We start from the raw sequence: 19,423 nt of genomic DNA, 5'->3' as shown, positions 1-19,423 counted from the left end.
GCGTTCGGAATGACGTTTCCTACCCTATGACCTCCATCATCCTCCTTTCCATCTTCGGCATCGTCCAGCTGTTTCTGGGCTTTTTGCGCTCAAACAAGGTGCTACTGCCCGGCGTGCTGCTGGTGCTACTGGCCGTGTTCGGAGCCAACCTGGCCGACTGGAACCACGCGCCGCAGTCGTTCTTCAACCAGATGCTGACCGTGGACCACTACACGGTGGCTTTCACGGGCATCGTGGTGCTCACCGCCCTGCTGCTGCTGCCCTTCTCGCGCAGCTACGTGGTGGCCCACGAGCCCAACCTGGCCGAGTACTACGCGCTGCTGCTGTTCTCGCTCGTGGGGGCCATCATGATGATTGGCTACGACCACCTGCTGATGCTGTTCGTGGGCATTGAAATCCTGAGCATCAGCATGTACGTGCTGGCCGGCGCCAGCAAGCGCGACTCCCGCTCGAACGAAGCCGCCCTCAAGTATTTCCTAATGGGGGCCTTCGCCACCGGCATTTTGCTTTTCGGCATTGCGCTGCTCTACGGCGCCACCGGCACCTTCGCCCTCTCGCAAATTGCTACCGCCGTGGCCGCCCCCGCCAACGCCAGCCTGCTGCCCATGCTCTACATCGGCATCCTGCTGATGATCATTGGCATCGGCTTCAAGGTATCGGCCGCGCCCTTTCACTTCTGGACGCCCGACGTGTACGAAGGCACGCCCACATTCTTCACCGCCTTCATGAGCACGGTGGTGAAAACGGCCGGCTTCGCGGCCTTTCTGAAGCTGCTGGCCGTGGCCCTGCCGGCCGCACAGGGCTTTTGGGCCCCCACCATCCAAGCCATGTGCGCCCTCACGCTGCTGCTTGGCAACGTGGGCGCCGCCGCCCAAACCACCACCAAGCGCATGCTGGCCTACTCCAGCGTGAGCCACGCCGGCTACCTGCTCATCGGCCTGGTAGCGGGCAACGGCAGCCTCACGGGCCCCGCCGCCAACGGTATTTTCTTCTATTCCCTCGCCTACTCCATCGCCACCGTGGCTGCCTTCGGCGTGCTGAAGCTAGTGGCCGACCACCGCCAGCGCGACGACTACGCCGGCCTGAACGGCCTGGGCAAAACCAACCCGCTGCTGGCCTTTGTGATGACCGTGGCCATGCTTTCGCTGGCCGGCATTCCGCTCACGGGCGGCTTTTTCGGCAAATTTTTCCTGCTTACCGCCGCCGTCGGTCAGGGCCACATTGGCCTCGTCGTCTTCGCCGTAATCATGAGCATGGTGGGCATCTATTACTACCTGCGCCCCATCATTGCCATGTACCTGCGCCCCGCCGAGGGCCCCACGGCCGACGCCGTACCGGTCGACGGCTTACAATCCTTCACGCTGGGCTTGCTTGCGCTGTTGACCATCGCGCTAGGAATCCTGCCGGGTTTGCTGAGCGGCATTTTGTAAGGCATTGCCCTGACTATAAAAGAAAAGGCTACCCAACCCGGGTGGCCTTTTTTTTAAGACAACACTAGCGCTTCCGCAAATCCTATTGCCCTACCAGCTAGTGCAGGTGAGTCGTAAGGTTGCCGTACTTAATCCAGTCTTCCATGCGCTTGTGGTAGCCCACCACGTGGCCGCGCAGGTACTTTTCAATCATTAGGCCGGCAGCCGGGGCGGCGCTGCTGCCGCCGAAGCCGCTGTTCTCGATGAACACGGCAATGGCAATTTTGGGGTCGTTGGCCGGGGCAAAGGCGGCGAACGTGGCGTGGTCGAAACCGTGGGGGTTTTGCACGGTGCCGGTTTTGCCCGCTACTGAAATACCAAACTCGCGCAGCGACGCCAGGCTGCCGGTGCCGCCGCGGCCATCCACCACTTCCTGCATCCCGGGGATGATGTACTTGAAGTACGCCGTGTCCACGGCCGTGTAATGCCGCTCGCGGTACTTAGCCAGGGGCCCCGCGCTGCCGATGCCCTTCACAAAGTGCGGCGTGTAGTAGTAGCCGTGGTTGGCAATGGTAGCCAGCACGTTGGCCATTTGCAGGCCCGTAATGCCGATTTCGCCCTGGCCGATGGACAGCGAGTACACGGTTTTGAAGTTCCAGTGGTGGTAGCCGCGCAGCTTGTCGTAGAAGTCGGGCGACGGGATGAGGCCCCGCTTTTCCTGGCTCATGTCCACGCCCAGCTTCTCGCCCAGCCCGAAGGTCTTCACCATTTTCTGCCACTGGGCCAGGCCCAGGCGGGCGTCCTCGAACTTGTTGCTGGACTGGCCCCGCACCACCGCCGCCCGCATCACTTGGTAGAAGTACGGGTTGCAGCTGTTTTTGATGGCGATGCTCACGTTGGCCGGGTACTCGTGCTGGTGGGTGCAGTGCACCAGCCGCTGGTCGCAGGCGAAGCCCGTGCCGGGCGTGACGACACCCAACTGCAAGGCCACCAGCTCGTTCACGAGCTTAAAAACTGAGCCTGGCGGGTAGGTGGCCATCAGGGGCCGGTCGAACAGCGGCCGGTCGGGGTTGCGCAGCAGGTCCATGTAGCGGTTGCCCATGCCCTTGCCGGTGAGGGTTTCGGGCGTGTAGTGCGGCGCCGACACGAAGCACAGAATCTCGCCCGTCTTGGGGTCGATGGCCACGATGGAGCCGCGCCGCCCGGCCAGCAGCTCCTCGCCGTAGGCCTGGAGCTCGGCGTCGATGCTCAAGTGCAAGTCCTGCCCGGCCACCGAGAGCGTATCGAACTCGCCGTCTCGGAACGCCCCCTTTTCCACGCCGCGCACGTTCACCATTTTGAACTGCACGCCGCGGCGGCCCATCAGCGTGGGTTCATAATACGACTCCAGGCCCGCAATGCCCACGTTTTCGCCCGCGCCGTAGCGCCCGTACTTGGGCAGTTCCAGCAGCTTGGGCGTGATGGGCCCCACGTAGCCCAGGGCGTGGGCCAGGTTGGGCGTACGGTAGGCCCGCGCCATGCGCGCCTGGGTGCGGAAGCCTGGGAAGTCAATCAGGTTGTCCTGAATGGCGGCTCGTTCGGCCAGGCTCAGGTTTTGCACCAGCGGCGAGGGCTTGGTACGCGAATATTTCCGGGCGGCTTTCAAGCCCTCGCGCAGGGTTTCGAGCGGAATTTGCAGCAGTTGGCAGAAGCGGGCCGAGTCAAGGCCTTTGACTTCGCGGGGCACCACTAGCAGGTCGTACACGGGCGTGTTGGTGACGAGCAGCTGGTTTTTGCGGTCGTAAATCAGGCCCCGGTAGGGCACCTGCACCAAGCGCTGCAAGGTATTTCGGTCGGCTGCCAGCTTATAGGTACCGTCAAGCACCTGCATGAAAAAGAGCCGCGTGGCAAACACCAGCCCCACGAGTAGAAATATGCCTTGCACCACGTATCGCCGGCCTTCCAGGTATTGCATAATATAAAGTTACACCCTAACCGGGGCCCCTACCCAGCTTAATTTAGGGCCCCGGCCTATTGCCGGCTGCGCCGCACCGGAAAAAACAGCAGTTGCACAATCAGCAGTGCCACGCACGTGAAGGCACAGCTGGCCCCTACTTTCTCCAGCGTGAAGCCGAAGTGCCGGAAACTACCCAGCTCCAGCAGGAAAAACGCCAGGTGGTGCACCAGCACCAGCACGCCCAGGTAGGTAAGGAACCACGCGGGGCCCATAAAGTGCACGTTCACAGCGTCGGCGGCGTCGTAGCCGTCGCGCGGGCGCAGCAAGCGCAGCACTGCCGGCCGCACAAAAGCCAGCAGCACCGCGGCCGCCGCGTGCAGGCCCCCAGTGTCGTAGAAAATGTCCATCGTCAGGCCCATGCCAAAGGCCAGCAGCAGCTGCACCACCACCGGCGTGCCCAGCGGCAGAAACAGCACGAAGCCCAGGTAGAAGAAGCACCAGCCCGCATCGAAGAGCACTAAGCGGCTGATAATGAACACGTGCACCAGCGTGTATACTACGTAGCGCAACGCCTGCCGAAGCAAAAGGCCCACTGTTTTCATCGCCGCCCCCCCTTTCCGACCGGCGGCAGGGCGCGGGCCTCCACGGTGTCGCGCTCGGGGCGCGTGCGGTTCGTCACCACGTACACGTAGGTCAGGTTGGTGAAATCTGGGCCCAGGCGCAGGTGCACCGTCCAAAAGTTTTTGTCCGGCTCCTTCACAAACGAGGCCACGGTACCGATGAACACGCCCTCCGGGAAAATAGCGTTGTAGCCGCTCGTCACCACGGTGTCGCCCACCACCAGCTTATTCTGGCGCGGAATGTCGTCGAGCAGCGCCTGGGTGGGGTCGTCGCCGGGCCAGTGCACGCTGCCGAAGGTGTTGTCGCGCTTGATTTTGGCCGACACGCTGGTTTTGGAATGCAGCAGGCTGGTGGCCGTGGCGTAGTGGGCGGTGGCAGCCTTGATGCGCCCCACCACGCCGGTAGCGGCCAGCACGCCCAGGCCGGGCCGCACGCCGTCGGCCAGCCCCACGTTCAGCGTAAAGTAATTGTCCACGCTGCGCAACGAGTTGTTAATGACCCGGGCTGGGATGAGCGGGTAGTTGGGGTCGCGGGCGGCCAGGCGCCGTTGGGCCAGCAGCAGGGTATCGGGCCGTTGGGCGGGGCGCACGTAGCGTACACGGTGCAGGGTGTCGCCGGGCGCCGGGGGCACGGCCAGTGAGTCAGCCTCGCGCCGGCTCACGTCGGGTGGGTAGAGCTGCTGGCGCAAGCGGGCGTTTTCGGCCAGTAACTGCTGATTTAGGGCCCCCAGGTGGAAATAGTCGAGCACCTCGGTGCGGCGAGCCAGCACCACGCCCGCGTAAGCGTTGGCCGAGTTGAAGAACGCCGCCCGCTGGTAAGAGCTGGTGGTTACGAATAAGTACAAGCTAATTACTTCGAGCACCCCAAACGCCAAAAGCCCCTGAAACCGCGCCAGAAACAAAAACAAGTTTTTCATCTACCAACTAGCAGCTATCATTTAACAGGCCATATGCTTCCTGGAAACCAAGCGGTTGCCGGGCACCGCGCGTTAAATGGTAATTGATAAATGTTAAATGCCTTACGTCAGCAGCACGCCCTTAAACGCTTGAATGTCCTTGATGGCCCGGCCAGTACCGCGCACCACGGCGCGCAGCGGGTCTTCGGCGATGTGGATGGGCAGCTTGGTTTTGGCGGCCAAGCGCTTGTCGAGGCCGCGCAGCAGGGCCCCGCCGCCGGTGAGGTGGATGCCGTGCTCGTAGATGTCGGCCGATAGCTCGGGTGGCGAAATCTCCAGGGCCTTCAGCACGGCCTCCTCGATTTTGGCCACCGATTTATCCAGCGCAATGGCAATTTCTGAGAACGTCACCTTGATGACTTTCGGGATGCCCGTCATCAGGTCGCGGCCGCGCACCTCGTGGTCCGGTGGCGGGTTGTCCAGCTCGGTAAGCGCGGCGCCGACCTCAATTTTGATGCGCTCGGCCGACCGCTCGCCGATGAGCAGGTTGTGCTGGCGGCGCATGTAATCCAGAATGTCCTGGTTGAACACGTCGCCGGCCGTCTTGATGCTCTGGTCGCAGACAATGCCCGAGAGGGCAATCAGGGCAATTTCCGACGTGCCGCCCCCGATGTCGATGATCATCGAGCCCACGGGCTGGTGCACGTCGATGCCGATGCCGATGGCCGCGGCCATGGGCTCCTGAATCATCCACACTTCCTTGGCGCCGGCGTGCTCAGCGGAGTCACGCACGGCGCGTTTTTCCACCTCCGTGATGCCCGACGGGATGCAGATGACCATGCGGTGCGAGGGCTGGAACAGCCGCTTGCGCGTGTCAATCATCTTGATGAGGCCCTTGATCATCTCCTCCGCCGCGTGGAAATCGGCAATCACGCCGTCCTTCAGTGGGCGAATGGTCTTGATGTTGTCGTGGGTTTTTTCGTGCATTTGCTGGGCCTGGCGGCCAACAGCAATGATCTTATTCGTAGTGCGGTCTTTGGCGATGATGCTCGGCTCGTCCACCACGATTTTGTCGTTGTGGATGATGAGCGTGTTGGCCGTGCCCAGGTCGATGGCGATGTCGCTGGTCAGGAAGTTAAAGAAACCCATTGAGTTAAATCAGAATAGCGGCGCAACGACCGGGGCCGCGCGGCAATAAGTGGGCAAAGGTACGGAAGGAATGAGGGGATCCGAGGCCTGGATTCCGTCCTGATTTTCCTTTGCAAAATACCGGGCACATCCCCGTACCGGGCAGGGCCCTAAACGACCTAACCGGCCGGTTAGTATGCTACCGCCGCCCCTTGCTGGCGGCCGCTATCGTAGCGCCCGCTACCGTGAGCCCGCCCACGGCCGCCAGCATCGTGCCCACAACGCCCAGCCCAGGCGCCAGCAAGCGCAGCAAAATACCAACGGCCAGCAGGGCGTACCCTACAAGGGTGGCGTATTTCATAAAGAGGAAAATTAGAACGTTGTTATCGAATAAAACCGCACAAAAAAGAACGTCATGCAGAGCGCAGCGAAGCATCTTTTCCGCGCCAGTAATCAGGATTAGTTACGCGGAAAAAATGCTTCGCTGCGCTCTGCATGACGTTCAATTAATAGAACGTTCAATTGTACTTCTCAGATAGCCTCAATACGAGAAAATTTGCGCGGCCCGGGGGCCCCAGAATTAATGCTTGAAGTGGCGCACGCCGGTGAGCACCATGGCCATGCCGCGCTCGTCGCAGGCGCGGATGCTGTCGGCATCCTTAATGGAGCCGCCGGGCTGCACCACGGCCCGGATGCCGGCCGCGCCGGCAATTTCCACGCAGTCGGGGAAAGGGAAAAAGGCGTCGGAGGCCATTACGGCGCCTTGCAGGTCGAAGCCGAAGGCGTGGGCTTTTTCGATGGCCTGGCGCAAGGCGTCCACGCGCGAGGTTTGGCCCACGCCCGAGGCCAGCAGCTGGCCGGCGCGGGCCAGCACGATGGTGTTGCTCTTGGTGTGCTTGCAGATTTTGCCGGCAAACTCCAGGGCCGCCGTTTCCTCGGCCGTGGGGGCCGACTGGGTGACGACGCGGAAGTCGGCTACGGTTTCGCTCTGGAGGTCAGCGTCTTGCTCGATGAGGCCATTGAGCAAGGTTTTGATTTGCTTGTCGGGAAACGCGACCGGCTTTTGGCGCAGCAGGATGCGGTTTTTCTTGCTTTGCAGCAGCGGCAGGGCGTCGGGCGCGAAGCTGGGCGCAATCAGCACCTCGAAAAACAGCTGGCTCAGCTCGGCAGCGGTGGCCGCATCCACTTCTTTGTTCACGACGATAACCCCGCCGAACGCTGACACCGGGTCGCAGGCCAGGGCCTGCACGTAGGCGTCGTGCAAAGTATCGGCCAGGGCCACGCCGCAGGCGTTGGTGTGCTTGAGGATGGCGCAGGCCGGGGCCCCATCGGCAAACTCGCGCATGAGCTGCACGGCGGCGTCCACGTCCACCAGGTTGTTGTAGCTCAGCTGTTTGCCGTGCAATTGGTCGAACAGGGCCCCCAGGTCGCCGTAGAACGTGCCGGCCTGGTGGGGGTTCTCGCCGTAGCGCAGCGCCGTGGCGGGGCCCTGGGGACTGGCCGGAGCGGCGGTGGCGTTCGCGGCTAAGTCGGTGCCCTGGCTCACGTACTTGAAGATTTCGGTGTCGTAGTGGCTGGTGGTGGCGAAGGCGGCGGCAGCGTAGTGGCGGCGGTCCTCCAGGTCGGTGGCGCCGTTTTTGGCGGCCAGCAGCTCGGCCACGGCGGCGTACTGCTCGCGGCTGCTGATTACCAGCACGTCGCGGTAATTTTTGGCGGCGGCGCGCAGCAGAGCAATGCCACCGATGTCAATCTTTTCGATGACGTCGGCCTGGGGGGCCCCACTGGCCACGGTTTCTTCAAACGGATACAAATCGACCACCACCAAATCGATGGGCGGGATGCCGTGCTGCTCGGCCTGAGCCAGGTCGCCGGGCTCGTGGCGGCGGTGCAGAATACCGCCGAACACCTTGGGATGCAGCGTTTTCACGCGCCCGCCGAACACTTCGGGGAAGCCCGTGAGGTCCTCCACGGCCGTGACGGCGGCGCCTTCGCTTTCGAGGAATTGCTGGGTGCCGCCGGTCGAGTACAGCGTGACGCCGTGCTGGCGGAGCACCTGCACCAGGGGCCCCAATCGGTCTTTGTGGTAGACGGACAACAGGGCGGCGCGAATGGGACGGGACGACATAAACGGCGGAAAAAGCTAGGGCGGAATTGCCGCCGCAAAGGTACACCGCCCCCCCGCCGGGGCACAAAGCCGGTCGTAATTGAATTTAACGCCGATGCCGCATAAGCGCGGCAGGAACAAGGAGGCCCTTTTCGGAGTATAGCTTTATTCACTTGCTTTTCACCCGCGCGCCGATGGTTGCTGATGTTATACGTGCCGATTCCCCTGCCATTGTCAACCCCACTTTGCCCCTGCTAGCCACACCTGCCGCAGCCGTGCAAGCCGCCGGGGCCCTCGCCCCCCGCCTGTTTGCCCAGGCCGCCGCCACCGATGCCGAAGCAGTATTTCCCGTTCAAGAATTTGACTGGCTGCGGGCCACCGGGCTGCTCACCGCGGCGCTGGCCCCCGGCTTGGGCGGCGCCGGCCTAGGGGCCCCCGCCGCAACCGAGGAGCTGCTGACCGTGTTACGCCACGTTGGCCGGGGTAACTTGGCCGTGGGCCGGCTCTTCGAAGGCCATACCAACGCCCTACTGCTCATGCAGTTGTTTGGCACGCCGGCGCAGGCCACGCGCTGGGCCGCCGACGCGGCGGCTGGGCTGCTGTTTGGCGTGTGGAACACCGAAGACCCCGCCCACGGCGTGCGGCTGGAGGCGCTGCCCAACGGCCGCTACCGCCTGCACGGCGCCAAAACCTTTGCCTCGGGAGCCGGCTACGTGGCGCGCCCGCTCCTCACGGGGGCCCTGCCCGACGGCCAGGGCTGGCAGATGCTGGTGCTGCCCGCCGATGCCCAGCCGCCCGTGCTCGACCGCTCGTTTTGGCGGCCGCTGGGGATGCGCTCCACCGCCAGCCACCGCGCCGACCTCACCGGACTGGAGATTGGGCCCGACGACCTGCTGGGCCCGCCCAACGCCTACTACCGCCAGCCGTGGTTTGGGGGCGGGGCCAGCCGGTTTGCGGCCGTGCAGCTGGGCGGGGCCGAAGCGGTGTACGACGAAACCCGCCGCTTTTTGCAGGGCCTGGGCCGCACCGACGACCCCTACCAGCGCCAGCGCCTGGGCCAAATGGCCCTGCTCATCGAAAGCGGCCGGCAGTGGCTGCGCGGGGCCGCCGCCCACGCCGTCCTCCCCAATGCCGCCGGGGCCCCAGCCAGCCCCGCCGCTGGGGCCTACGCCAACCTCGTGCGCACCGCCATCGAGCAAATTGGCCTGGCCGTGCTGCCGCTGGCCGAGCGCTGCGTGGGGGCCCGCGGCCTGCTCCAGCCCGAGCCTTTCGAGCGCCTGCACCGCGACCTGACCCACTACCTGCGCCAGCCGGCTCCCGACTTTGTACTGGCCGACGTGGGCCGCTTCGTGCTGGAGGGCAACGACTTATATTAACGATTATGCTGCCTTTTGCTGAATACCCCGTGCGCCCGGCCGCGTTTGCCGCCACGCTGGGGCCCACGCTCATCATCGTGCCGCACCCCGACGACGAGGCTCTGGGCTGCGGGGGCCTGCTGGCACTGCTGCGGCGGGCTGGCCAGCCCGTGCACGCCGCTTTGGTGAGCGATGGTACCATGTCGCACCCAAACTCGGCCGTGTTTTCGGCACCCGCCCGGCGGGCCGTGCGCGAGGGTGAGCTGCGCCACGCCCTCGCGCTACTCGACGTGCACACCGAACCGCTGCTGCTGCGCCTGCCCGACGCGGCCGTGCCCACGGGCCCCGCGCAGCCCGGCTTTGCCGAAGCGGCAGACCAGTTGCGGGCGTTTGTGCTTGATAGCCAGATAGCCACCGTGCTGCTGCCTTGGCGGCGCGACCCGCACCCCGACCACCGCGCCAGCTACTTGCTGGCCCAAGCAGCCCTGACCGGGCTGCCCGCCGCGCCGCGCCAGCTCGAATACGTGGTGTGGGCCTGGCAGCGCGCCGCCCCTGCCGACCTCCCTCAGCCCGCCGACCACGTGGCGGGGATCCGCTTAGCCATTGGCGAGGTGCTGCCCCAGAAGCTGGCTGCCATTGCCGCCCACCGCTCGCAGGTGGCGCCCGGTGTGTTCACCGACGACGCCCAGGGCTTCCTGCTGGCCGATGACATGCTGACCAAGTTCGACCAGCCTTTCGAAGTATATTTTGAGCACCACACATGAACGAGAACCAACCCAACAGCCTGGACGGCAACTATTTCGATGACGTGTACCGGGCTAATTCCGACCCTTGGGGTTTTGAAACCAGCCCCTACGAGCACGCCAAGTACGCGGCCTCGCTGGGGGCCCTGCCCCGGGCGCACTACCCGCGGGCGTTCGAAATCGGGTGCTCGCTGGGCGTGTTCACGGCCCAGCTGGCGCCGCGGTGCAACCACCTGCTGGGGGTAGACGTGAGCGCCGAAGCCTTGGCGCAAGCCCGCCGCCGCTGCGCCGATTTGCCCCAGGTGGCTTTCCAGCAAATGCAGCTACCCGACGAGTTTCCGACGGGCCCCTTCGACCTCATTACCCTCTGCGAAGTAGGTTATTACTGGAACCCTGCCGACCTGGCGCGCGCCGCCGACCGCATCGCCGGGGCCCTCCCCGCCGGGGGCCAGTTGCTGCTCGTGCACTGGACGCCCCCCGTGCACGACTACCCCCTGACGGGGGACGAAGTACACGAATTTTTCCTCCAGAAAACCGGCCCAGGGGGCCCCTGGGTGCACCTCAGCGGCCAGCGCCACCCGCAGTACCGGCTCGACGTGCTGGAAAAAAGGTAGCCTGTTGGCCTGCGGCCGGGGCCCGCAGCCAAGCCAACGCGTCGGCCAGCGGCACCTGCGGTACAGCTACGCCGGCGGTAGCACGGGCCTCGGCCACCCAGTCCCAAAGCCGGCCGAAGGTGCAGCTGGCCAGCACTTGCCGGGCCAATTGCTTCTCGGGCAGGCCCAGCGCGGCTGCTACGCCCTGCCCCGGCACCCCAAACGGGGCGGCGCGGCTCCACCAGGCGCGCAATTGCCGGCGCGCGCGCCATAGCGCCGCCAAGTGCTGCGGGCACGGCACCAGTGGCTCGCTGCGTGCCACGCTTTGGGCCGCCCACTCGCGCAATTGCCAAGAGAGGCCCACCTCCACGCGGCCGTACTGGCGGGCCGAAGTGTACACTACCACGCGCGGGCTGTGCCGCAGGCGCAGGTCGTGGCGGCGCAGCTGCTGGCAAAGGGCTTCGTCCTCTAGGTAGCGCACCACGGGCAGCCCCCCCACGCGGCGGTAGGCGCGGGCGGTAAGGGCTAGGCTGGCCCCGAAGTGTTGGTGGTGGCGCGGCCACGGGTCGGCAGCCTGCGGGTCGAGTTGGGCTTCGAGGCGGGCACACCACAGTTGGTAAGCCGCGTCGCGGAGCTGGGTGCGGCGCACCCCGCTGGGCCCCCCCAGCGCCACGGGCTGGTCGGTGGGCACGGGCGTTGCGTCGGTGAGGATGCGGCCGCCCACCGCGTCGGCTCCGGCCGCGATTTCGGCCTGGGTGGCGGCCAGCCAGTCGGGGGCCACGCGGGTATCAGCGTCGGTGCTGGCAATAATACCGTTGAAATGGCCCAGGCTCAGCAAGCGCAGGCAGGCCTCGTCCATCAGCAGGCGCCGGGCGCGGCCCACGTGGGCATCGGGGGCGGCTAGGCGCAGGCGGGCCACGTGCACGGCCAGGGCTGGGTGCTGGCGTGCAAAGTGGCGCACGGCGCTGGCGGTGCCGTCGGTACAGTTGTTGGCCAGCACAATTACCTCAAAACTATCGGGCGGCAAGGGCTGGCCGGCCACGTCTGTTTGCGCCGCCAAAGCCGCCAGGGTAGCGGGCAGCGTAGCGGCCTCGTCCTTGGCTGGGATGATGACGCAGGCCCGCAACGCAGCACGGGGCGGGGGCAGCTGCTGATGCAGCCGGGCGGCATAATCAGGGGCGGAAACCGGGGGCGGGGCAGAGGTCGCTTCGCGGGCGGCTTGGAAACGCAACGGGGTAGCGGAAGGCATGGTACCCGGCTTCTACGCCCTAGCCGGGGCGGTGGTTGGCAAAACCAGTGTTTCTATTTGCATAAAAATGCCGGGGTTTTATCACTAGGTTATTCCATAATTCTTTAAATGAAATTCTAGTCGAATGGCTCTCGTTTAACTATTTAGCAACTAATAATATAAATGTTACAAATGTTGTGAGTTTATTAATTAACGGCGCGTTTTTGTTGCATCCTTAAAGCAAAAGCCCCGGCCCTGCACAGCAGAACCGGGGCCTCTGGTACCAGTGCCAGCCGTTGCCGGCCAGTACTAGAACGCTTCGCCGATGGCAAACAAAAACCCCGATTGCGAACCGGCGCCCACCGCATAATCGAGGCGCAGGTTTACCCGGTCGCGGCGAATAAAGTTGAAGCGTATGCCGGCGCCGCCTGCACCGCGTACCTGATTGAGTGAAAAATCGCTGGCGCCGTTGGCCACTTCGCCCACGCCGGCAAATGCCGCGCCATCGATGCGCCAGAACAAGTGCTGGCGCAACTCGGCCTGAAACATCATCATCTGGCGGTCACGGTAGCGTTGCTCGTAAATGCCACGCAGCAAGTTGGCGTTGTTGTACAGCGTGCCGCCCAAGTTGGCCCCAATGCCAGCCAACTCGCGAAAAGGCACGTCGCCGGTGTGAAACTGCCCCAGGAACTGCATGGCCAAAATGGTTTTATCAGAAAAGATGGGCTGGTAGTGGCGGGCATCAATTTGGTAGCGGATGAATTTATAATCCGACCCCAAGCCCTTGCCGTTGAACATTACGCTGGCGTCGAGCAAGTCGCCGTGGAAGGCAGCCAGCGCCACGTCGCGTGTGTCGAGCGTGATGACCGGACCCAGGCCCGACACCGTGGTGCCCATTCGCTCCCGGTCGCTTAGGCGCGGGTCGCGGTAGAAGTAATTGGTGCTGCCATTGTCCGCGGCCCCGTCGGCCTGGATCTGGCTCATGTCGGTGAGGCGATACTGGGCCCCAAAGAACAGCTTCGGTGCGATGGCCTTCTGCACGCGTTGGTTCACAATGAACAGCTTATAGGCCACATTCGACTGGTCGCCAATCGAGGAGTTGTTGCCCTTGCCGTAGTAATACAGCAGTTGGTTGTAGGCACTGATTTCACCGTTGAGGTAGTACTTCTCGCCCGGCGAATAAATGGTGTGTACAAACTGGATGAGTGACTGCTTTTTCGCCGTTTGCCAGTATTGAATGCGGGCGTTAGACGAGCGCACAGTGGTATCCTGCCCAAAACGGCCGCTCAAAAGACCGCCCAGCCCGTAGCCAAGGCCGGTCTCGGCTTGGTAAAACAGTACCGGAATGGGCAGAATGGTGATATTTTTCGTGGGCTTGCCAATGGCGGGGGCCCGGGGGGCCGGCTCCACGGCGAGGGGTACGTGCGCGGTATCAGCCGGGGCCATGGGCTGTGCCAAGGCAGTAAAGGAAAGGCCAGCCAGCAAGGCGGCAAGGGGTAAAAATCGCATCGACTGAATAAAAGATGAATTGTTTAGGCGCACTAACGGATTTATGGCCTCCGCGGTTGGTGCCGGCCCCGGGGCCCTACCCCACCCCACCTGCCAAGGCCATGCTAAGCACGCCCGCCAGCATGATGCCCTTGCACCACGTGCTGAGCTGGCGGAAGTGGCGGCGGCGGTCGGCCAGCACCAGCAGGCGCACCAGGGCCCCCAGTGGCAGTAGCACCAGGGCCCCCAGCCACGCCGCCAGCGGCCAGGGCCCGTGCACTGCCAGCCAGGCCGCCGCCCCACCCGTGAGCAGACACAGGCAAGCCAGGAAAAACCCCGCCACCCATTTGGTGCGGGCCACGCCCAGCACCAGCGGCAGCGTGCGGCAGTCGTGCTGGGCGTCGCCGCGCATGTCTTCCACATCCTTCACAATTTCGCGCACCACCGTGAGCAGAAACGCCGCCAGCGCGTAGCGCCACACCACCGCGTTGCCGGTGCGCAGTTGCAGCTCGGGCAGTAGCACCAGCGCCGCCGTGAGGGTCCCGATGCTGACGTTGCCCACCAGCGCCACCCGCTTGAAGCGGGCCGAGTAGCCCCACAGCAGCAGCGCTGCCCCCAGCGTGACGCCGCCCAACAGCGGCGACAGAAACGTAGCCAGCGCCACGCCCGCCCCGCTCAGCACCAAGTGGGCCAGCATAGCGGTGCGCCGCCGCACCACGCGCCCCACCACCAGCCGGTCGGGCCGGTTGATGGCGTCAATCTTCACGTCGTAGTAGTCGTTGATGATGTAGCCGGCCGCCGCCACCAGCAAAGCGCTCAGCACCAGCAGGCCAAAGCGCGGGGCCAGCAGGGCCCCCACCTGCCCCGGCAGCAGCAGCCCCGCCCGCACCAGCGCCAGGCTCAGCAGCATGATGAGCAGGTTGGGCCAGCGCACCAGGCCCGCTAGCAGCCGGCCGCGCGCCCCGCCCGCCGCCCCGTCGGGGCCCAGTGGCCCGGTGGGCAGCGGCGCAAAAAAAGAAGCAGCGGACATGGTCGGCGTTCGGGGCCCCGCAAAGGTGGGGCCCAGCGGCGGCACCGGCCCCGCTAGACGTAGCGAAGGCTTTCCGGCGGTGCCGGAAAGCCTCTCTGAGCTAGTAAGATGGCACGCAGAGCGCGGCCTCAGATTTTGCGCACATTCACGGCGTTCACGCCTTTGCGGCCTTCCTGGGTTTCAAACTCCACCCGGTCGTTTTGCTGAATCTGGCCTCCGTTCAGGCCGGTGATGTGAACGAAGAAATCTTCGCGGGTGGCCTCGTCGGTAATAAAGCCGTAGCCTTTCTCCTCGTTAAAAAATTTTACGGTCCCGGTGTTCATCGCAATAAAAAAAATGTGGAAGGGGCCTAAACAGGCGGCCGGATTGCCTCGCCCCACCAACGCAGCCGGGCACCCCCTCCATACGGCGGGGCCAGGCAGTGGGTTGAGGCCCCCACAGCCCCCCCTTGCAGACCCTACCGTTATTGGTTATCGCGCCACTCGTATACCCACTTGGCCTGGATTTGCTCCAGGTGGCCTTCGGTGGCCTGCTCGCGGGTACCAGCGAAGTTGGGCAGCGTCAACACCCAATCAATCAAATCAGTGAAACGGATACGGTAGATACGGGCCTCGGGAAATTCGTTGCCAAATTTCTCATATAGCGCCATGGCCACGTCCTCGTGGTCGGCCCACTGGATGGGGGGTTCGAAGTGGTTCACAGAATTTAAATGTGAAAATGTGAACGGTGCCAAGATGTGAAAAATTGAGCGTGGTCAAGCTACGGTTGTCCGTTGCCAGTTCCCACATTCCCACATTTTTTAATCTTCACACCAATGAAATTAATGCCCCAGAAAGTGCTGGTGCGGAATAGTGACAGTTAGCTCCATGCCGGCGTTCACCACGCACTGGCAGGCCAGGCGCGAGTTGATGCGCGGGTTCTCGGCGCGGTCAATGAAGTCTTCTTCCTTGTCGCTGATTTCGGGCAGGTCGTCGCCGCCGCGGTCCACGTACACGTGGCAGGTGCTGCACCCGCACACGCCGCCGCAGTTGTGCTGGAGTTGGATGGCGTTGTTCAGGGCTACGTCGAGCACCGACTCGCCGGCGGCCGCCACGTGGGTCTGGGCCGGTTGGCCGTCCTTGAACTGAAACGTAATAGTGGTGGCGGACACGAATTTGAGGTCTTTGGTAAGGGAAAAGCCGCCGATGGGCTGGCAAGCCGTTGGGAATCAACCGCCCGACCCAAGCCAGGGTTAGGCAGCCGGCCCAAAATTTTACTCGGTGCCGGGCCCCAACGGGCCCGCAAAGGTAAGGCTACCCGGCCCGGCGTCAAAGCTGCAGCTACTTGCCGGCCGGCCCAAGCCCCGGGAGCAGCTGCGCCTGAATACTGTCCGTCAGTTGGTTATAAATCCCCAGCCAGTACGGATGCGCCGCCAGCGCCGCCCGGTGGGCCCCCAGTGTGGGCACGTCGCGGCGGGCGGCGGGACCCGTTTGCACGGCAAAGGGCGAGCCGGCGGCCAAGGCCTTGTCCACGGTTTCGCGCACCAGCGGGGCCAGCAGGGCAGCTGGCAAGCCTGCTTCGGCCAGCAGCGCGTCGGCCACGCCCAGCAGGTGGTTGGTGAAGTTGTTAGCAAACACTGCCGCCACGTGCAGCCGCAACCGGTCGGCCGAGGCCAACGGGCGCACGTCGCTACTTAGGCTGCGGGCCAGGGCCAGCAGCAGGTTTTGGGCCCCGGCGTCGGCGGCCTCCACGCACAGCGGCACGGCGGCCCAGTCCACGGCCCGGCCCGGGCTGAACGTTTGGAGCGGGTACAGTACCCCGCCGCGCACCTCCGGTTGGCTTTCGAACACCGCCAGCGGCAGGGCCCCCGCCAAGTGGGCCACTACGGCCCCGGCCGGCCAAGCCACCGCCGCCAACACCGGAGCCACGGCCGCATCGGGCACGGCCAGCAGGTACACATCGGCGGGCGGCAATGGGGGCCCCAGGTCCGGCAGCACGGCCGCGCCCGGCAGCACCGCGGCCAGGGCTTCGGCTGTAGCACCGTGGCGGCTCCACACAAAGGCTACGGCGTGGCCGGCGGCCACCAGGGCCGGGCCCAGCTGCCCGGCTACACGCCCGGCCCCGAACAAGCCCACGCGCAGTGGGCCCGTCCGGGGCCGCGTTGGTTTATTCGGTACCAGCAAAGTCATGTACTTGTAAAAAAGCGGTCATGCTGAGCGCAATCGAAGCATCTCTTCAGCCGAGTAACTAATTATTTCTGCGGGAGAAATGCTTCGACTGCGCTCAACATGAGCGCTTTAACAATGCGCTTGCCGCGCCTTAAGCTACCGGTGCCATGCGGGTGCGGACGGCAGGAAGGGCATCGGTTTCCGGGGCCTCGGGGGCCGCGTTGCGCTTGGTGTTGCGCTGGCGCAGGCTCAGGGCGAAACCCAGCGCCATAAGCAGCGTGCCGCTCCAGAGCAGGTTTATGAAGGGCTTCTCCATCGCTTTCAGGATGATGTAGTCCTTCTGCGCGGTGCTCACGCCGAAAGTAAACTTGCCTTTCTGCGGGTCGATGGTGTTGAGGCTGAGGCGAATGCCAAGGTCGTCCACCTCATCGGGCACGCGGCCCACCAGGCGGTTGCGCACCACAAACAGCGGGTGAGCGTGGTACTGCCGCTGCTCGCCGTACACAATCATGTCGGCCTGCAAGGCCAAGTCGCCCTTTTGCAGGCCCAGGCCCACCGTTTCGTGGGCCGGTTCGATGGCGCGGAACACGGCGAAATAGTCGTTCAGGAAAATCGTGTCGCCCACGCTCAGCGTGTGCTCCTTGGGCTCGCTCCACTGCTTGTCCTTGCGCGTGTCGGGGGCCCCGCCGATGTGCGTGTAGATGTCGTGGCCCCAGAAGTGCTTGATGTCGGGTGAGGCTAGGATGCCACCCATCTCCTCGTTGATCTGAGCCCGGGGGTACAACGTGAACTTCTCGCCCGTGGCCTTTTTGGCGTAATCAACGCGGTAGAAAGTGTTCTCGGGGACGATGGTTACCGTGTCGCCAGTCTTGTAATACAACTTGTTGCCTACTTTAATGTCAGCGCGGGCCAGGGTTTTATAGTCGTCGTCGGTGCGGAACAGCATCTGCTTATTCACGTAGCCGGGTACGCCGGGCACCTCAAAGTATTGGCCCTCATACGTGAGCTGGTAGCCGTGCATGGGCGCGGCCTCGTTGCGGTACAGCAGCACGTTGTCGCGGTTGATGTCTTCCGAAAAATCGCGCGAGTAAAGCAGGCCCGATACGTTGCGGGAAATAATGCTTGAATAGCCCGACGAGGCCAGAATACCCAGCAGCATCAGCGCCACGCCCAGGTGGGCCAGGGCCCCACCCGAGAGCGTGATGCCGCGCCGCGCCAGCGTGAAGAGTGTGCCCAGGTTGGCCAGCACCCCAAACAGCCCAGCCAAAAACAGCACCACGTAGGCCGGCGAAATAGTAGGGCCATTGTAGCGAATCAGCAGCACCGCCAGGGCCGTACCCAGCAGCGCCAGCAGCACCGACGGCGTGAGGGAATTAAGCAGGGTTTCCTTGTCGTTGCGCTGCCACCACATCACCTGGCCCACGCCCGAGAGCAGGCCCACGCCCACGCCCATCCACAGTTGCAGCTTCGAGTAGTGGGCAATTTGATCGACGGGCAAGGCCAGGTTGGTTTTGATGCCGATGAAGCCCATGAAGGCATTATACACCGGAATGCTGGTGGTGAACAGTACCTGGAAGGCCCCCAGGCACAGCACCGTAGCGCCCACAAACACCCACAGCTCGGGGCTGTACATCGAGAGTTCTTTGGGCGACACCGGAATTTCCTTCCAGCGCCAGACCAGTAGGCCCACGGCCAGCACAGTGAAGAAACCCAGGTAAATCAGCAGCTGGCCCGACAGGCCCAAATCGGTAAACGAGTGCACCGAGGCGTTGCCCAGCACGCCACTCCGGGTGAGGAACGTAGCGTAGAGCACTAGAATGAACGTGGTGATAACCAGCGCGTAGGCCGTACGCAGGCCCGTGCGGCGGCGCTGCCACAGCACCAGCCCGTGCAGGGCCGCCACCAGCACCAGCCACGGAATGTACACGGCGTTTTCTACCGGGTCCCAGTTCCAGTAGCCGCCAAAGTTCAGCGTTTCGTAAGCCCAGTAGGCCCCCATCATCACGCCCACGCCCAGCACGCCACCGCCCACCAGGCTCCACGGAATGGCGGGTTTCACCCAGGCCGTCAGCTCTTTCTTCCAGAGCGCGGCGATGGCGAAAGCAAACGGCACCAACGTGAGGGCGAAGCCCAGGAACAGCGTGGGCGGGTGAATCACCATCCAGTAGTTCTGGAGCAGGGCGTTGAGGCCGGTGCCGTCCTTGGGCACAAAGTTGGGGTTGGTCTTCCACACCGGCAGGTCGGTGAGGAAGTCGCGCAGCAGCATGAACGGCGAGGAGCCAACTTTGAGGCCCCCGGCCACCACGCCCACAATCATGCTCACCAAAAAGGCCTGCACGGCGCTGAATACGGCCAGCACCGGCGCTTCCCACTTCTTGTTGAAAAGCATGATGCAGCCGCCCAGCACCACTTGCCAGAAAATCCAGAGCAGGAAGCTGCCCTCCTGCCCGGCCCAGAAGCACGATATCATGTACTTGAGGGGCAGGTGGTTGGAACTGTGGCTCCAGGCGTAGTAGTACTCGTAGCGGTGGTGGTAGATGATGTCGAACAAGCAGCCCACCACGGCCAGCACCGCCGCGCCGTGCACAAAAAACGCGCCCCGGCCCAGCCGCTGCCAGCTGGCGTCCACGTCGCCCAGGGCCCGGCCCCGCGCCGCCTGGAAGTAGGCGTAAGCCGCCACCACGGCCGCCACAAACGCCACGATGACGCTCAGGTGGCCAATATCTCCAACGAGTAAGTTCATATA

The 19,423-nt window shown here is 64.1% G+C and carries 18 protein-coding genes; 4 read left to right on the top strand and 14 right to left on the bottom strand.

Annotation, left to right across the window (positions count from 1 at the left end):
• Positions 1 to 26: 26 nt before the first annotated feature.
• Positions 27 to 1,430: an NADH-quinone oxidoreductase subunit N gene (locus AXW84_RS03225; protein WP_068228603.1), complete on the top strand. Its 1,404-nt coding sequence runs from the start codon at positions 27 to 29 to the stop codon at positions 1,428 to 1,430.
• 97 nt (positions 1,431 to 1,527) lie between these two features.
• Here the strand turns inward: AXW84_RS03225 and AXW84_RS03220 are convergent, their stop codons facing one another.
• The 6 genes from AXW84_RS03220 to purH form a co-directional block, all read right to left on the bottom strand.
• The gene (locus AXW84_RS03220) at positions 1,528 to 3,363 is read right to left on the bottom strand and encodes a penicillin-binding transpeptidase domain-containing protein (RefSeq protein WP_068228600.1); all 1,836 of its coding nucleotides are present in this window, start codon (positions 3,361 to 3,363) and stop codon (positions 1,528 to 1,530) included.
• Positions 3,364 to 3,419: 56 nt separating this feature from the next.
• The gene (locus AXW84_RS03215) at positions 3,420 to 3,938 is read right to left on the bottom strand and encodes a hypothetical protein (protein ID WP_236943236.1); all 519 of its coding nucleotides are present in this window, start codon (positions 3,936 to 3,938) and stop codon (positions 3,420 to 3,422) included.
• A gap of 5 nt (positions 3,939 to 3,943) precedes the next feature.
• Positions 3,944 to 4,882: a rod shape-determining protein MreC gene (gene mreC, locus AXW84_RS03210; protein ID WP_068228593.1), complete on the bottom strand. Its 939-nt coding sequence runs from the start codon at positions 4,880 to 4,882 to the stop codon at positions 3,944 to 3,946.
• Between the two features lie 102 nt (positions 4,883 to 4,984).
• Positions 4,985 to 6,010 (bottom strand): rod shape-determining protein, encoded by a 1,026-nt coding sequence (locus tag AXW84_RS03205; protein ID WP_068228591.1) that lies wholly within the window; start codon positions 6,008 to 6,010, stop codon positions 4,985 to 4,987.
• A gap of 178 nt (positions 6,011 to 6,188) precedes the next feature.
• The gene (locus AXW84_RS24410) at positions 6,189 to 6,350 is read right to left on the bottom strand and encodes a hypothetical protein (protein WP_157886781.1); all 162 of its coding nucleotides are present in this window, start codon (positions 6,348 to 6,350) and stop codon (positions 6,189 to 6,191) included.
• Between the two features lie 219 nt (positions 6,351 to 6,569).
• Complete coding sequence (gene purH / locus AXW84_RS03200; protein WP_068228588.1) at positions 6,570 to 8,114, bottom strand: bifunctional phosphoribosylaminoimidazolecarboxamide formyltransferase/IMP cyclohydrolase; 1,545 nt, start codon at positions 8,112 to 8,114, stop codon at positions 6,570 to 6,572.
• Positions 8,115 to 8,338: 224 nt separating this feature from the next.
• Here purH and AXW84_RS03195 point away from each other — a divergent pair, with 224 nt between their 5' ends.
• From AXW84_RS03195 to AXW84_RS03185, 3 genes are read left to right on the top strand one after another with little or no spacing between them, the layout of a single operon-like run.
• Positions 8,339 to 9,469, top strand: a complete 1,131-nt coding sequence (locus AXW84_RS03195) for an acyl-CoA dehydrogenase family protein (RefSeq protein WP_236943235.1) — start codon at positions 8,339 to 8,341, stop codon at positions 9,467 to 9,469.
• A 5-nt stretch (positions 9,470 to 9,474) separates the two neighbouring features.
• Positions 9,475 to 10,212: a PIG-L deacetylase family protein gene (locus tag AXW84_RS03190; protein ID WP_068228581.1), complete on the top strand. Its 738-nt coding sequence runs from the start codon at positions 9,475 to 9,477 to the stop codon at positions 10,210 to 10,212.
• A complete protein-coding gene (locus tag AXW84_RS03185; protein ID WP_068228578.1) occupies positions 10,209 to 10,805 on the top strand; it encodes a class I SAM-dependent DNA methyltransferase in 597 nt (198 codons plus the stop codon). The genes AXW84_RS03190 and AXW84_RS03185 overlap by 4 nt, the downstream gene beginning before the upstream one ends.
• On the opposite strand, the gene AXW84_RS03180 is transcribed toward AXW84_RS03185, so the two are convergent.
• The 8 genes from AXW84_RS03180 to ccsA all read right to left on the bottom strand — a co-directional run bounded on the left by AXW84_RS03180 (position 10,753) and on the right by ccsA (position 19,420).
• Complete coding sequence (locus AXW84_RS03180) at positions 10,753 to 12,033, bottom strand: glycosyltransferase (RefSeq protein ID WP_082773670.1); 1,281 nt, start codon at positions 12,031 to 12,033, stop codon at positions 10,753 to 10,755. The genes AXW84_RS03185 and AXW84_RS03180 overlap by 53 nt on opposite strands.
• A 288-nt stretch (positions 12,034 to 12,321) precedes the next feature.
• Positions 12,322 to 13,470, bottom strand: coding sequence for a BamA/TamA family outer membrane protein (locus AXW84_RS03175; RefSeq protein WP_157886780.1), 1,149 nt, complete (start codon positions 13,468 to 13,470; stop codon positions 12,322 to 12,324).
• 127 nt (positions 13,471 to 13,597) lie between these two features.
• On the bottom strand, positions 13,598 to 14,410 hold the full coding sequence (locus tag AXW84_RS03170) for a geranylgeranylglycerol-phosphate geranylgeranyltransferase (RefSeq protein ID WP_068238875.1): 813 nt from the start codon (positions 14,408 to 14,410) through the stop codon (positions 13,598 to 13,600).
• A 248-nt stretch (positions 14,411 to 14,658) separates the two neighbouring features.
• Complete coding sequence (locus tag AXW84_RS03165; RefSeq protein ID WP_068228568.1) at positions 14,659 to 14,853, bottom strand: cold-shock protein; 195 nt, start codon at positions 14,851 to 14,853, stop codon at positions 14,659 to 14,661.
• 140 nt (positions 14,854 to 14,993) lie between these two features.
• Entirely contained in the window at positions 14,994 to 15,230 is a 237-nt protein-coding gene (gene iscX / locus AXW84_RS03160; RefSeq protein ID WP_071889812.1) for a Fe-S cluster assembly protein IscX, read from the bottom strand.
• 120 nt (positions 15,231 to 15,350) lie between these two features.
• The gene (locus tag AXW84_RS03155; protein ID WP_082773668.1) at positions 15,351 to 15,680 is read right to left on the bottom strand and encodes a 2Fe-2S iron-sulfur cluster-binding protein; all 330 of its coding nucleotides are present in this window, start codon (positions 15,678 to 15,680) and stop codon (positions 15,351 to 15,353) included.
• A 169-nt stretch (positions 15,681 to 15,849) separates the two neighbouring features.
• Positions 15,850 to 16,698: a Rossmann-like and DUF2520 domain-containing protein gene (locus tag AXW84_RS03150; RefSeq protein ID WP_068228565.1), complete on the bottom strand. Its 849-nt coding sequence runs from the start codon at positions 16,696 to 16,698 to the stop codon at positions 15,850 to 15,852.
• A 130-nt stretch (positions 16,699 to 16,828) separates the two neighbouring features.
• The gene (gene ccsA / locus AXW84_RS03145) at positions 16,829 to 19,420 is read right to left on the bottom strand and encodes a cytochrome c biogenesis protein CcsA (protein ID WP_068228559.1); all 2,592 of its coding nucleotides are present in this window, start codon (positions 19,418 to 19,420) and stop codon (positions 16,829 to 16,831) included.
• Positions 19,421 to 19,423 lie beyond the last annotated feature (3 nt).

Origin of the sequence: Hymenobacter sp. PAMC 26628, from assembly GCF_001562275.1 — a bacterium.
In the GTDB taxonomy this organism is placed as follows: domain Bacteria; phylum Bacteroidota; class Bacteroidia; order Cytophagales; family Hymenobacteraceae; genus Hymenobacter.
This window is presented reverse-complemented; position numbering and strand designations above follow the sequence as displayed.

Coding starts and splice junctions, on each gene's coding strand:
- AXW84_RS03225 (WP_068228603.1), top strand. CDS start 27: ATGACCTCCATCATCCTCCTTTCCATCTTCGGCATCGTCCAGCTGTTT.
- AXW84_RS03220 (WP_068228600.1), bottom strand. CDS start 3,363: ATGCAATACCTGGAAGGCCGGCGATACGTGGTGCAAGGCATATTTCTA.
- mreC (WP_068228593.1), bottom strand. CDS start 4,882: ATGAAAAACTTGTTTTTGTTTCTGGCGCGGTTTCAGGGGCTTTTGGCG.
- AXW84_RS03205 (WP_068228591.1), bottom strand. CDS start 6,010: ATGGGTTTCTTTAACTTCCTGACCAGCGACATCGCCATCGACCTGGGC.
- AXW84_RS24410 (WP_157886781.1), bottom strand. CDS start 6,350: ATGAAATACGCCACCCTTGTAGGGTACGCCCTGCTGGCCGTTGGTATT.
- purH (WP_068228588.1), bottom strand. CDS start 8,114: ATGTCGTCCCGTCCCATTCGCGCCGCCCTGTTGTCCGTCTACCACAAA.
- AXW84_RS03190 (WP_068228581.1), top strand. CDS start 9,475: ATGCTGCCTTTTGCTGAATACCCCGTGCGCCCGGCCGCGTTTGCCGCC.
- AXW84_RS03185 (WP_068228578.1), top strand. CDS start 10,209: ATGAACGAGAACCAACCCAACAGCCTGGACGGCAACTATTTCGATGAC.
- AXW84_RS03180 (WP_082773670.1), bottom strand. CDS start 12,033: ATGCCTTCCGCTACCCCGTTGCGTTTCCAAGCCGCCCGCGAAGCGACC.
- AXW84_RS03170 (WP_068238875.1), bottom strand. CDS start 14,410: ATGCTGCTGAGCCTGGCGCTGGTGCGGGCGGGGCTGCTGCTGCCGGGG.
- AXW84_RS03165 (WP_068228568.1), bottom strand. CDS start 14,853: ATGAACACCGGGACCGTAAAATTTTTTAACGAGGAGAAAGGCTACGGC.
- AXW84_RS03150 (WP_068228565.1), bottom strand. CDS start 16,698: ATGACTTTGCTGGTACCGAATAAACCAACGCGGCCCCGGACGGGCCCA.
- ccsA (WP_068228559.1), bottom strand. CDS start 19,420: ATGAACTTACTCGTTGGAGATATTGGCCACCTGAGCGTCATCGTGGCG.